Below are 13663 nucleotides of genomic sequence, written 5' to 3' on the forward strand. Positions count from 1 at the left end.
AAATCTCCTTAAATCCACTAACATCATACCATAAATATCAATATATTTAAATACAATATTAATAATTTAAACTTAATCATTTAAATCGATTATTTTATCAAAATCGGATTTTACTTTTAATATGCTTTCTCTATTGCCAAAAACACAAATATTATTTTCTTTTATCGATTGGTCAAATAATTTTGCAAAAGATTTTATCTTTTCTATATTAGAAGCTTTTATTTCTTTAAGAATTTCTCTATCTTCTTTTGGATTTTCTTTTTTGTATTTGATGAAATCATCATCACCCAAATTTTGTGGAGATTTTGGTCTTAAAATCTGACCCATTGTGGCAATTTGCTGATTTTCAAAATCTCTTTGGCTTAGATTGATATTTTCTGTAAGATTTCCAATGCCTAAAAAAGTTTCCAAAGTTTTTTTGATGTTTGGATCTCTGTATGAGTAAGCTTGAAGAAGACTTGCTTTGTTAACAATCATTCCTCCGCCATAAGCTCCACCCTTGGCACGTATAAGCTCGTGAAGATATGGGTTTGACAAAATAGAACTAGCAAGCATAAGGCTTCCGTCAAATTTGTGGTCAAAATTTTTGATATCGTAAGTATTTGCCAAATAATTTACGTTGGCATCAGAAAGGATGGCTTCTTTGATACTTTTCGCCTTAAATTCTATTTCTAGGTCTTTTTCTTTATCTTTAAGCTCGGCAAAAAGTGTATTTATTATATTTTTACTTTTTTCAAAGTCTTCTTTTGATGAAACAATACTTATTTCAAGAGCATTTGTGAATATATTAGAATAAATTTTATTTATTTTTGCCAAAAATCCTTGGAAATCATCCTTTGCTTCTTTTATAACTTCTTTTAGGAAAAGATATGAACCAATTCCACTTATCTGATCTTTTAACATAGAAGTTTTATCTATGTGGGAGTTTGCCCTATTCATTGCTATGATATGGCCTTGATCGTACATGGTCAATTCAAAATATGATTTTTTCATTCTCAAAATTTCTAGAATTCTCTTTTGATTTTCAAATTTTGAATTGAAGATAAATTCATTTATGACTTCAAAGGCTTTATCTATTGTTTCTTTTGTGGAAGTAAAGGAAACTTTTTCTAGTCTTTGACATTTACTATCATTTATATTAATGAAAGTATTTGAGAAATCTGGAGCTGCCAAATTTTGGAAGAGCAAATCGTCAATTTCTGTGTAGGCTAAGTTTTTAGTATCAACTGAGCCTAAAAAGTCATTTATCAAGGATAGATATTTTAATTCTTCCAAGCTTAGATGATCTACATTAAAATATAATGAAACATAAACCAGACCAGCTGTATCAAGATTGTTGTAGATGTAGGTAAATTTATCTTTTATAACTTCTCTTGGAGTTTTGGAAAGATCTGTTGGCACATCTTCTATATTTAAAACTGGTATGCTTGCCTTTTCTTCTTCGCTGTCTTTTTTGTTTTGGTAAAGATTTAACTTTTCCAAATCATCTTTAATTATGGCAAGTTTTTCGCTAGTCATATTTTTGTTAAGACTATCGATATATTCATCTAATTCTTTTTGTTTTTCTTCATTATAAGTACTACTTGGCTTTGCAAGGTAAAGCAATTTTGTTTTATTATCCAAAAAGTTTTCTTTTATGAAATTCTCATAATAATTAGTATCAATCAAATCTCTTAATTCTTTTAGATAATCCAAAATCTTGAAATTTTCCATAATTGGTTTATAGAAAGATTGCATTAGGAAATAAAATAAGCCACGATTAACTGAGATTAGCTGATCCCTTTGGCCATATTCAAAAATTGAAAAAGCAGCCTTTAAACTTTCCTTATTAATAGCCTTGGAAGCCTCTTTTAGACCATTTTCTATAATTTCTACAAATCTATCAAATTTTTTGCCATCGGCTTTTGAAGCTTGGAGAATTACAGAATTTCTAACTCCATAGCCAGTCCTTGCGTAAAAGTTTTCTGGATTAATCTCATCATTTATGTGTTTTTTGATTAAAGAAGAATCCATATTAAACAAAGCGCTTAGCAAGATTGATAGAGTAAGGTCGTATTTTAAGTCAGTATTTTCCTTGGTCAAAAATCCGTAGAGCAAATAATCTGAATTTTCTTCAACTTGGCTTGCTGGATAAGTTCCACAAACAAGATCTGTATAATAATTTTCGACAACTTCTATTGATGAGTCAATTTTTTTATAATCGTATTTTGATAAATATTCCTTATCAAGATGATCTAAATAAAAATCAATATCCAAATCTCCATAAAAATAAATGCGAGCATTGGAAGGATGATAGTGGTCTTTGTAAAAATTTTTAAATTCCTCATAGGAAATTTTATAAATTTCACTAGGCTTGCCACCTGCTTCAAATTGGTAAGGGCTATTTTTATATAAATTTGCAATAAAATCAGAATAAACTATTTGGTCAGGATCTGTCAAAGCTCCTTGCATCTCGTTATAAACAACGCCAGAAATACCAGTTATTTGATCATTTTCATCTAATTTGTAATGCCAACCCTCTTGATCTAGGACTTCTTTTTTTTCTAAAACTCTTGGATTAAAAACTGCATCCAAATATACGTCTGTTAGATTAAAAAAGTCCTTGTCGTTTTCGCTAGAAAGTGGATAAATAGTTTTATCTGGAAAAGTCATGGCATTTAGGAAAGTTTGCAAAGAGCTACTTGCCATATCCATAAAAGGCTCACGAGTTTTGTATTTTTTTGAGCCATTTAAAACTGAATGTTCCATGATATGAGCCATACCCTTGGAATTTGTCGGTGGAGTTTTAAATCCTATTCCAAAAGTTTTATTTTTATCGTCATTTTTTACAAATTCAACTATAGCTTTGGTTTTATCGTGTTGATAAACAATGACTTCAAGGTTCATTTTTTCAAAATATTGTTTTTCTATTAATGTGTAAGACATATTTCCTCCGTTTGTTTAACTATACTCTAAGTTAAAATTTACAATAAGATTTTGGGTAAAATTATATTAATAAAAAATACAAAGGAGCAAGATATGAGATTAGGTATTTTAGGGGCAGGTAAAATTGTAAATGAAATCTTGCCTGTTATAAAAGAAATTGACGGAATAGAAGTCCTTGCAATTGCTGCAAGAAATGAAGAAAAACTAAAAAGACTATCCAAAGAATATCAAATCGTAAAATATTATTTATCCCTTGACGAATTGATAAATGACGATGAGATTGAAGTTATTTACATAGGATTGCCAAATAACTTGCACTATGAAGTCATGAAAAAAGCCATAGAAAAGGGCAAGGATATAATTTGCGAAAAGCCTTTTACATCAAATTTCAAACAAACAGAAGAAATTATTAACTTGGCAAAAGAAAAAGAAGTTATAGTCCTTGAAGCTATAAGCCATAGATTCATAGCAAATGCCATAAAAGCCAAAGAAATGATAAAAGATTTGGGAGATATAAAAATTGTTTCTCTCAACTATTCTCAATATTCATCAAGATATGACGATTTTAAAAAAGATATCATAGCTCCAGCTTTTTCCAAAGAATTTTCTGGTGGAGCTTTGATGGATATAAATTTGTACAATATTTCTTTTGTGATTGATAGTTTTGGTCTACCACAAGATGTCAAATATTTTGCCAATATCGAAAAAGGCATAGATACCTCTGGGATTCTTATACTAGATTATGGAAACTTTAAGGCTTCTTTGATTGGATCTAAAGATTCTATTGCTAAAACGTCAAATACTATCCAAGGAAATAAAAAAACTATGCAAATTCCTGGCTCAGTCAGCACTTTTGAAAAATTTGAAATCATAAACACTGATGGCAGCAAAGAAAATTTTGATTTTAATTTAAAAAATAAACACAGATTATATTATGAATTTGTAAAATTTAAGGAAATAATAGACAAAAGAGATATAAAAGAAGCCAACCAATTGCTAGAACTAACTAGAAATTATATGGAAGTTTTAACCAAAGCAAGATATTTTGCTAAAATATATTATCCTGATGATAAAATAGCCGAATAGTGTATTAAATGATGAAAAAATTTGTTATAATAAAAGCATAAAGAATTTCTATTTGGAATTATTTATAAGTATTTATTAAAAGAAGGGAGAAATTATGGTTGGAATAATACTAGCAAGTCATGGTCACTTTGCAGAAGGTATTAAAGAATCTGCTCAAATGATTTTTGGAGAGCAAGAAAATTTTGAATCAGCTATTCTTTTGCCATCAATGGGACCTGATGACTTAAAAAAAGACTTAGAAGCTTGTATTAACAAGATGGATACCGATCAAATTTTATTTCTAGTTGATTTATGGGGCGGTACACCTTTTAATCAAACTTCAAACTTGCTAGAAGGTCACGAAGATAAGTGGGCTATAGTAGCTGGAATGAACCTACCTATGGTGATTGAAGCTTTATCAGAACGCTTTAGCAATGAATCTTCTCACGAAATAGCAAAAGCCATTATTGGATCTGCCAAAGAAGGAATAAAAATCAAACCTGAAGATTTAAACCCTAAGGAAGATGAAAAAATTAGCAATAATGAAATCGCTACCAATCCACAAGTTGTTGGAGCAATTCCAGAAGGAACTGTAATAGGTGATGGCAAAATAGACATAGTTCTAGCAAGGGTTGATACACGTCTTTTACATGGTCAAGTAGCTACAACCTGGACAAAAACAACAAAACCAGATAGGATTATCGTTGTATCAGATTCAGTTAGCAAAGATGAACTTAGAAAGAGCATGGTAATGGAGGCAGAACCACCAGGAGTAAAGGCTCACGTAGTACCAGTTTGGAAGATGAAAGAAATACTCGAAGACCCAAGATTTGGAAATACACGTGCTATGCTTTTGTTTGAAAAACCACAAGATGTTTTGCAATTATTAGATTTAGGTGGACAACTAGAAAAAGTAAATATCGGTTCAATGGCTTACTCAGAAGGCAAAGTAAATCTTACAAGTGCTGTTTCAGCAAATGAAGATGATGTAAAAACTTTAGAAGAATTGATAAGTCGTGGAATAAAATTTGACGTAAGAAAAGTTCCATCTGATAAATCAGAAAATATAGACAGTATGCTTAGCAAAGCAAAAACACAATTGAAAATGAATTAGGGGGAATTTATGAATATTTTAAATATTATTTTGATATTTGTAGTAGCCTTTCTAGCAGGTTGTGAAGGAATACTAGATCAATTCCAATTTCACCAACCGCTAGTTGCTTGCACTCTTATTGGTCTTGTAACAGGCCATCTTAAAGAAGGTGTAATGCTTGGTGGATCACTACAATTATTAGCTTTAGGTTGGGCAAACATAGGCGCTGCAGTTGCTCCAGATGCTGCTTTAGCATCAGTTGCAAGTGCTATTATTATGTCATTAGCGCTAAGTGGTGGAAGTACAAATGTAAGTGAAGCAATCTCAACAGCTATAGCCTTAGCTATACCACTTTCTGTAGCAGGTTTATTCTTGACAATGCTTGCAAGAACTTTTGCAATTCCTATGGTTCATGCAATGGATGTAGCTGCAGAAAATGCAGATTTTGCAAAAATAGAAAGAATACACTGGGCAGGAGTTGCTATGCAAGGACTTAGAATTGCAATACCAGCACTTATCCTTTGCTTTATTCCTGCAGAAGTTGTAACAAATACCCTAAAAGCTATGCCTGAATGGTTAAAAGGCGGAATGCAAGTAGGTGGTGGAATGGTTGCTGCTGTTGGTTATGCCATGGTATTAAATATGATGAGTACCAAAGAAACATGGCCATTCTTTGCTTTAGGTTTTGTAATTGCAGCAATACCACAAATTACTTTAATCGGTCTTGGAATTATTGGAGTTGCCTTTGCCTTAATTTATATGAAGCTTAAAGGTCTTGCTCTAAATTCTGGAAGTCAAAATGCCGCTTCAGGAGATCCTCTAGGGGATATCATAAATGACTATTAAGGAGGATTGGAATGACTGATAAATTAGAAAATAAAAAAGTTGATGATAGTGAACTTGTAAAAAATGGAACAAAATTAGAATTATCGGAAAAAGTTAGAAGAAATATCTGCAATAGACATCAATTCTTACAAGGTACATGGAACTTTGAAAGAATGCAAAACGGTGGTTGGGCATTCGCTATGATTCCTGCTATTAAGGCTTTATATACTAACAAAGACGATCAAGTCAAAGCTTTAAAGCGTCACTTGGAATTTTACAACACCCACCCTTATGTATCAGCTCCAGTTTTAGGTGTAACTCTTGCTATGGAAGAAGAAAGAGCAAACGGAGTTGAAATCGATGATGCTGCAATAAACGGCGTAAAAGTAGGAATGATGGGACCGCTTGCTGGTGTTGGAGATCCAGTTTTCTGGTTTACAATTAGACCTATTTTAGGAGCTTTAGGTGCATCTTTAGCCCTTTCTGGAAATATTTTAGGACCAATTATTTTCTTTGTATTTTGGAACCTAATCAGATATATTTTCCTTTGGAAAACACAAGAATTTGGCTATAAAGCAGGAAAAGAAATAACTAAAGACTTATCTGGCGGACTTTTAGGAAAAGTTACCTTGATGGCATCAATTTTAGGTATGTTTGTAATTGGAGCCCTTGTTCAAAGATGGGTAAATGTAAACTTTAGCGTAGTAATTACAAGAGTTCTTCAACAAAAAGAAACATTTATCGATTGGGCAAATCTACCAGCTGGAGCCGATGGAGTAAAACATGCTATGGAAATGTACTCAACTTATGGTGCTAATGCCCTAAGCCCAGAGAAGGTTACAACTTTACAAGATAACTTAAATATTCTTGTACCAGGCTTAGTTCCATTGTTACTAACACTTGGAATTTCTAAGCTTCTTAAAAAAGATGTATCTCCAATTGTAATTATTTTAGCTTTATTTGCAATAGGAATAATCGCTAGATTACTTCACTTAATGTAATTTATGGCACAATCTCAAAATTCTAAGATAGATTTGACAATCGAAGCTAAGCATTTACAAGGTCTTACAAGTTCTGGAAATATTATAATAGGCGATAGGGCTTTTGAGTATTATAATCGAAGAAACCCCAATGATTTTATACAAATTCCTTGGAAAGAGATAGATCTTGTAACAGCAGAAGTTATCTTTAAAAACAAAATCCCACGATTTGCAATACACACAAAGAAAAATGGAGATTTTATATTTTCAAGCAAAGATAACAAACTCACACTTAGAAGTATAAATAAGTATATAAGTGATGACAAACTTAGGAAATCTCTCGGCTTTTTAGATTTTATAAAAGCCAAAATAAAAAAGCAAAAGCTCTCTTAGGAGAGCTTTTTAAAATTTAAGGATGAAAACATTTTCTAAATACTAGTCAAATATATGTTTTTGCTATATAATTTATCTATAGAGATTTAGAAGGCATTTTTGAAGTTATTAATATAAATGTTTTCATAAAGGAGGAAAGATGAAAGTTTACAATACATCAAAGATTAGAAATTTGGCCTTGGTAGGCCATTCTGGTAGCGGAAAGACAACTCTTGCAGAAGCTTTGCTATACAGAACTGGCGCAATTGATAAAAAAGGTAGAGTTGAAGACGGAAATACAGTATCAGATTATGACAAACAAGAAAAAAAGAGACATATTTCAATTCAATCTTCTATAATACCAGTAGAGTACGAAGGTTATAAAATTAATTTTATAGATTCACCAGGATTCTTTGATTTTGAAGGAGAAGTGCTTCAGGCTTTAAGAGCAAGCGAAGCGGCTTTATTTGTAATAGATGGAGAAAATGGCATAGAAGTTGCAACAGAAAAATATTGGAACTATACTCAAGAAATTAATTTGCCATCAATTATATTTGTAAATAAATTAGATAAAGAAAATGCTAATTTCAACAAAATTGTATCAGATTTGCATATAGAATTTGGCAACAAAATTATTCCTTTAACACTTATGCTTGGAGAAGGCGAGAAGTTTGAAGGCGTTATAGATGTTTTGGACAAAAAAGCTTACACCTATCAAAATGGCGAGAAAAAAGAAGTGGAAATACCAGAAATTAGACTAGCAGAAGTTGAAACCGTTTATGATGAAATTATAGAAGCTGTTGCAGAAACAGATGACTCACTTATGGAAAAATTCTTTGAAGGAGAAAAATTCTCAGAAGAAGAATTCAGAAAAGGTCTTAGTGAAGCAATCTTAAACGGTAGCGTAGTTCCTTTAATTGCAGGATCTAGCGAAAAAGAAATCGGTCTAAGCCAATTATTAGAAGTTATTTGCAAATATATGCCATCAATAGATGATGAATCTGCCAATATCGGATTTAGAGTTAAGGAAGGATATGAAGCTTTCCAAACAAAAGAAGACGCACCATTTTCAGCTGTAGTATTTAAAACTATTGCAGATCCATTCGTAGGAAAAATTTCTGTTTTCAAAGTTTTATCTGGTGCTGTTAATAAGGATGATAAAATTTTTGATGTTAGCAAAAACGAAGAAGTTAAGGCAAGCAACCTATTTTTCCTAAGAGGAAAAGAACAAATCAAAACTGATAAGGTAATTGCTGGAGATATTGGAGCTTTCACAAAATTAGATGTTCTTTCAACAGGAGATAGCCTTGCTAGCAAGGATAAACCGATAGAATATAAGTCAATAAAATATCCAAAACCAGTTTTATTCTATGCAATAAAAGCAGTAAGCAAAAACGATGAGGATAAGATATCAGAAGCTTTACAAAAACTTATAGAAGAAGATCCAACATTTAAAGATGAAAGAAATATGGAAACAAGCCAACAAATTTTATCTGGACTTGGAAATGTTCAACTAGAAGTTATAATGGATAAATTACGCGACAATTATGGCGTAAATACAGAAGTTGTAGAATACAAAATCCCTTACAGAGAAACAATCAAAGGCAAATCAGATGTTCAAGGAAAACACAAAAAACAATCTGGTGGAGCTGGACAATATGGAGATGTATTTATAAGATTTGCACCAACTGATGAAGAATTTATCTTTGATGAAGAAGTATTCGGTGGCGCAGTACCTAAAAACTACTTCCCGGCTGTAGAAAAAGGTCTTGAAGAATCATTATCAGAAGGACCACTTGCAGGATATAAGGTAACAGGAATACATGCAACCCTATACGATGGATCTTACCATCCAGTAGATAGTAACGAGCAAGCCTTTAAAACAGCTGCAAGAATTGCCTTCAAAAAAGGAATTGAAGCAGCAAATCCTATCTTGCTAGAACCAGTTATGAAACTTGAAATAAGAGTTCCAGAAGCTTACATGGGCGATGTAATGGGAGATATGAACAAAAGACGTGGAAGAATCCTTGGAATGGATCCACAAGCTGACGGTAGTCAAATAATTATTGCAGAAGCACCACTTGCAGAAGTTTTAAATTATGCGATTGACCTAAGAAGCCAAACATCAGCAAGAGGTTCATTCTCAATGGAATTTGTAAGATACGACGAGGTTCCAAAAGAAATTACAGAAAAAGTTATAAAAGATAGAGCTGAATAATTACAAAAAGGAGCGAGCAATGGCAAAGTGGAAAATACTAGAGATTGACCCTTGGTTAAAAGATTATGAAAATGACATTAATCTTAGGATGAATGAATTTGATAAAGAAAAAAATAGAATTTTAAATAACGGGCAGACTCTCAAAGACTTTGCCAATGCTCATCAATATTATGGCTTTCATAAGGTAAAGAATGGCTGGATATACAGAGAGTGGGCGCCAAATGCCCAAAGTCTATACTTAATTGGAGATTTCAACAATTGGAATAGACATTCCCATCCCCTAAAAAAAATAAATGATGGTGATTGGGAAATTTTCATCAAAGGAATAAGAACACTTGCTCATAAATCCAGAATCAAAGTCCTAGTTGAAGCAAATGGAAAAATAAAAGATAGGATTCCTTTGTATGCAACAAGAGTTGAAAGAAATGAAAATCTTGACTTTGCTGCGATAATAGAAAATCCGAGAAAGAATTTTTCCTGGACCGATGAAAATTTTAAAATCAAAAAAGAAAATATCCTCCTTTACGAAGCCCACATTGGAATGGCTTCCGAAGAAGGCAAAGTTTCTTCCTACAAAGAATTTGAGAAGCAAATGCTTCCTAGGATAAAAAAAGATGGCTACAACACAATCCAACTAATGGCCATAGCTGAACACCCTTATTATGGTTCGTTCGGTTATCAAGTTAGCAATTTTTACGCACCAAGTTCTTGGTATGGTGAAAATAACGACTTAAAATCTTTAATCAATAAGGCTCACGAAATGGGCCTAAATGTAATAATGGATTTGGTTCATTCTCATTCAGTAAAAAATACAGCTGAAGGAATCAACGAATTTGACGGCACAGACTATCAATTTTTCCATAGCGGAGATGAGGGAAATCACCCTGATTGGGACAGCAAACTTTTTGATTATGGCAAGCCGGAAGTAATCCACTATCTTTTATCAAATATAAAATATTGGCTTGAAGAATATCATTTTGATGGTTTTAGGTTTGATGGTGTAACCTCAATGATTTATAAAAATCATGGACGTGGTGAAAATTTTGATAATTACAGCAAATATTTTTCTATGAATACCGATATTGAAGCCATTAATTATCTACAACTAGCCAATGAATTAATTAGAGAAATTAAGCCGGAAGCTATTACAATTGCAGAAGATATGTCCGCAATGCCAGGAATGTGCTTGCCGGTAAAATTTGGCGGAGTAGGCTTTGATTATAGGCTTGCTATGGGCATGCCAGATTTTTGGGAAAAAACACTTAAAAAACGCGATGAAGATTGGGATTTAGGTAATATGTGGTATGAATTATCAACCCATAGACCAGAAGAAAAACGCATAGCCTATGTAGAAAGCCACGATCAAGCATTAGTAGGTTCAAAGACAATTATATTTCAATTGGCAGATAAAGAAATGTATGAGTCAATGGATAAAAACAGAGAAAATATAATCATCGATAGAGCCATAGCCCTACACAAAATGATAAGATGGATAACAATATCAATGGGCTCTGACGGATATTTAAACTTTATGGGAAATGAAGCGGGTCATCCTGAATGGATAGATTTTCCGAGGGAAGGCAATGGCTATTCTTACGATTATGCTAAGAGAAAATGGTCAATTCTTGATGCTGCCTACCTAAAATATTCTTATTTGGGAGAATTTGACAAAGCTATGCTCAAATTTGTTCAAAAATATAAGCAATTAGGCTCAACGATATTTAGACTATGGTTAGATAACGATAGAAAAGTTATTGCCTTTAGAAATAAGGAAATAATTTATATATTTAATTTCCATCCAACAAATTCTTACGAATCATTTGCCATACCAATTCACGATACAGGGAAATTTAGAACAGTTCTAGACACAGATGAAAGTAGATTTGGAGGCCTTAATAGAATAAGTAAAGACTATATTTACACAGCAGAAAAACTAGAATGCACAGACTATGACGGAATCAAAATTTATATACCATCTAGAACTGCCCTAGCTTTGGAAAAGTGTGACCAATGAAAATAGTGTGCTTGGGAGATTCTTTTACTGAAGGTTTTTTGGTGGGAAAAACCTATGCGGACTATTTGAAAGATCAGGGCCATGAAATAGTAAACTTAGGCGTTAATGGAGATACGACATCTTTAATTAACGAGAGATTTATTGGCGAAGAATCAGATGTTCTGATAATTTTTGCAGGAACTAATGATTTTTATCAAAATATTCCAGTGGAAGAAGCTTTTGAAAATATAAAAGAAATTTTAAACAAATCGAAGTCCAAGAAAAATATTTTAGTAATACCACCCTTAGTCGAAGAAGAAGACGCCTATCCAGTATACAAACTTATAAACAATTCCATAAATTATTATGGACAAATCTTAAAAACTTTAAATATGCCAGTTGTTGATGCAAGGGAAATCGAATCATCTTATATAGATGGCATTCACATGAGAGAAGAATTTCATCAAAAATTGGCAGAAAAAATAAGAGAACTTTTATAAATTAGCAGCTAAGGCTGCTTTTTTATTTGCAAAAATAGTATACAATGAAAGAAGAATGAATTTAACAAAGGAGAAGTTTGTGGGCGAAATAAATATAGAACAAATATTAAAATCTGAAATACTTAAACATATAATTACAATTATTATAGTAATGATTTTGGGGAAAATTGTCCTAAAATTATTAAATCGTCTAATAGAAAAGATATTTTCTGGGAAAATGGATGCTGACGGTTATAGGAAAGTAAGAATAGAAACTCTTAGCAAAAACTTTTGCACAGTAATTAAATTTTTGGTCGGCTTTATAATTGCAATAATAATCTTAGATATGCTTGGAATAAACACAAGATCGCTAATTGCAACAGCAGGAATCGGTGGTATAGCAATAGCCTTTGGAACGCAAACCCTAATAAAAGATTTGATAACTGGCATTATTATAATAGTAGATGATACTTATAGAGTTGGCGATTGGGTCAAAGCTGGTGGAGTCGAAGGTACAGTAGAAACCTTAGGAATGCGTCATACAAAAATAAGAGACTACAAAGGATCGCTATATACAATTCCAAACTCACAAATAACTGTAGTAGAAAATATGAACAGTGGGCCAATGAAATTTGAATGCGATATCCAGCTTTCCTATGAAGTTCCGATCGATAAAGCAAAAGAATTAATAAAAGAAGTCTCAAAGAAACTAAAAGCAGAAAAAGACCTAAACAAATATATAATTGAAGATGTGGATTTATTTGGAGTAGTAGAAATAAAAGAAAATTCCTATTGCATAAGAACAACAGCCACAGCTGTTCCGGGCTATCAATCGGCTCTTGCAAGAAGAGAAAAGAAATTGATTGTTGAAGAGATAATAAAAAATAATTTAAAAACCTGTGTAAATAAAATAGAAATAATTGAAAAGGAATGATAGATGAAAAAATACAAAATAGGAGATATTATAACCCTAAAAAAAGGCCACCCTTGTGGAGAAAATAAATGGCAAATAGAAAGAATAGGGGCTGACATGAAACTAAAATGTCTAGGCTGCGAAAAAACAATATGGCTAAAAAGAATAGAATTTGACAAAAAAATAAGAAAAATCCAAGACAAAGATGGGAAGATGGTCTCAATAGTTAACTATCAACCAGAAGAAGAATAAAAAATAAAAAAACTATTGACAAGAATAAAAAAAGATGGTAGACTAAACTAGTCAACACTACAAAAATTTGTAAGCTAAGTAAAACTTTTGTAAAAAAACACAAAAAAGATTTGACAAGCAAACAAAATAGTAGTAGACTATAAAAGTCGGTTCCCAAAGAACCGCAAAGAACCGGATATCAAAAAGATATCCCAAAACATAATATCAATGATTATAAAAAAATATAATCAACCATAAATTAAACAATTTAAACCAAGTTGATTTCAAAAACAAAAATCACGCATTGATGAAAATCAGTGTAAATGAAAGAGCTTGAATCAAAAGCTCTCATATAAATTTTCATGAGAGTTTGATCCTGGCTCAGGATAAACGCTGGCGGCGTGCATAACACATGCAAGTCGAACGATGAAACTCATTTGAATTCTTCGGAATGAAAATAAGTGGATTAGTGGCGAACGGGTGAGTAACACGTGAGTAACCTGCCTTAGAGATGGGGATAGCCTTAGGAAACTGAGAATAATACCCAATAACATAAAGCCATCGCATGA

Annotated in this window: 11 protein-coding genes and 1 rRNA gene; 11 read left to right on the forward strand and 1 reads right to left on the reverse strand. The window is 32.2% G+C overall.

Annotated elements, in window-relative coordinates; all coding sequences use genetic code 11:
- Positions 1-72: 72 nt before the first annotated feature.
- The gene (locus CS884_RS01265) at positions 73-2925 is read right to left on the reverse strand and encodes an insulinase family protein (RefSeq protein ID WP_099320287.1); all 2853 of its coding nucleotides are present in this window, start codon (positions 2923-2925) and stop codon (positions 73-75) included.
- A 93-nt stretch (positions 2926-3018) separates the two neighbouring features.
- On the opposite strand from CS884_RS01265, the gene CS884_RS01270 reads away from it, so the two are divergent.
- From CS884_RS01270 to CS884_RS01320, 11 genes are all read left to right on the forward strand, one after another.
- Entirely contained in the window at positions 3019-4011 is a 993-nt protein-coding gene (locus CS884_RS01270) for a Gfo/Idh/MocA family protein (RefSeq protein WP_099320288.1), read from the forward strand.
- Positions 4012-4105: 94 nt separating this feature from the next.
- Positions 4106-5104: a PTS sugar transporter subunit IIB gene (locus CS884_RS01275; RefSeq protein ID WP_099320289.1), complete on the forward strand. Its 999-nt coding sequence runs from the start codon at positions 4106-4108 to the stop codon at positions 5102-5104.
- Between the two features lie 9 nt (positions 5105-5113).
- Positions 5114-5929 carry a PTS mannose/fructose/sorbose transporter subunit IIC gene (locus CS884_RS01280; RefSeq protein ID WP_099320290.1) on the forward strand — a complete coding sequence of 272 codons (816 nt, stop codon included), beginning with the start codon at positions 5114-5116 and terminating at the stop codon, positions 5927-5929.
- Between the two features lie 11 nt (positions 5930-5940).
- Complete coding sequence (locus CS884_RS01285) at positions 5941-6909, forward strand: PTS system mannose/fructose/sorbose family transporter subunit IID (protein WP_099320291.1); 969 nt, start codon at positions 5941-5943, stop codon at positions 6907-6909.
- A gap of 3 nt (positions 6910-6912) precedes the next feature.
- A complete protein-coding gene (locus CS884_RS01290; RefSeq protein WP_099320292.1) occupies positions 6913-7281 on the forward strand; it encodes a DUF956 family protein in 369 nt (122 codons plus the stop codon).
- A gap of 139 nt (positions 7282-7420) precedes the next feature.
- On the forward strand, positions 7421-9478 hold the full coding sequence (fusA, locus tag CS884_RS01295) for an elongation factor G (RefSeq protein ID WP_099320293.1): 2058 nt from the start codon (positions 7421-7423) through the stop codon (positions 9476-9478).
- Between the two features lie 19 nt (positions 9479-9497).
- Positions 9498-11492, forward strand: coding sequence for an alpha-amylase family glycosyl hydrolase (locus CS884_RS01300; RefSeq protein WP_099320294.1), 1995 nt, complete (start codon positions 9498-9500; stop codon positions 11490-11492).
- On the forward strand, positions 11489-11971 hold the full coding sequence (locus CS884_RS01305) for a GDSL-type esterase/lipase family protein (RefSeq protein ID WP_099320295.1): 483 nt from the start codon (positions 11489-11491) through the stop codon (positions 11969-11971). Before CS884_RS01300 ends, CS884_RS01305 begins: the two co-directional genes overlap by 4 nt.
- Before the next feature lie 79 nt (positions 11972-12050).
- Positions 12051-12884, forward strand: a complete 834-nt coding sequence (locus CS884_RS01310) for a mechanosensitive ion channel family protein (RefSeq protein ID WP_180753280.1) — start codon at positions 12051-12053, stop codon at positions 12882-12884.
- Between the two features lie 3 nt (positions 12885-12887).
- The gene (locus CS884_RS01315) at positions 12888-13115 is read left to right on the forward strand and encodes a DUF951 domain-containing protein (protein WP_099320297.1); all 228 of its coding nucleotides are present in this window, start codon (positions 12888-12890) and stop codon (positions 13113-13115) included.
- 337 nt (positions 13116-13452) lie between these two features.
- Positions 13453-13663, forward strand: a 16S ribosomal RNA gene (locus CS884_RS01320); the annotation flags it as partial.

It is taken from the genome of Anaerococcus sp. Marseille-P3625 (assembly GCF_900232825.1).
In the GTDB taxonomy this organism is placed as follows: Bacteria; Bacillota; Clostridia; order Tissierellales; family Peptoniphilaceae; genus Anaerococcus.

Coding starts and splice junctions, on each gene's coding strand:
- CS884_RS01265 (WP_099320287.1), bottom strand. CDS start 2,925: ATGTCTTACACATTAATAGAAAAACAATATTTTGAAAAAATGAACCTT.
- CS884_RS01270 (WP_099320288.1), top strand. CDS start 3,019: ATGAGATTAGGTATTTTAGGGGCAGGTAAAATTGTAAATGAAATCTTG.
- CS884_RS01275 (WP_099320289.1), top strand. CDS start 4,106: ATGGTTGGAATAATACTAGCAAGTCATGGTCACTTTGCAGAAGGTATT.
- CS884_RS01280 (WP_099320290.1), top strand. CDS start 5,114: ATGAATATTTTAAATATTATTTTGATATTTGTAGTAGCCTTTCTAGCA.
- CS884_RS01285 (WP_099320291.1), top strand. CDS start 5,941: ATGACTGATAAATTAGAAAATAAAAAAGTTGATGATAGTGAACTTGTA.
- CS884_RS01290 (WP_099320292.1), top strand. CDS start 6,913: ATGGCACAATCTCAAAATTCTAAGATAGATTTGACAATCGAAGCTAAG.
- fusA (WP_099320293.1), top strand. CDS start 7,421: ATGAAAGTTTACAATACATCAAAGATTAGAAATTTGGCCTTGGTAGGC.
- CS884_RS01300 (WP_099320294.1), top strand. CDS start 9,498: ATGGCAAAGTGGAAAATACTAGAGATTGACCCTTGGTTAAAAGATTAT.
- CS884_RS01305 (WP_099320295.1), top strand. CDS start 11,489: ATGAAAATAGTGTGCTTGGGAGATTCTTTTACTGAAGGTTTTTTGGTG.
- CS884_RS01315 (WP_099320297.1), top strand. CDS start 12,888: ATGAAAAAATACAAAATAGGAGATATTATAACCCTAAAAAAAGGCCAC.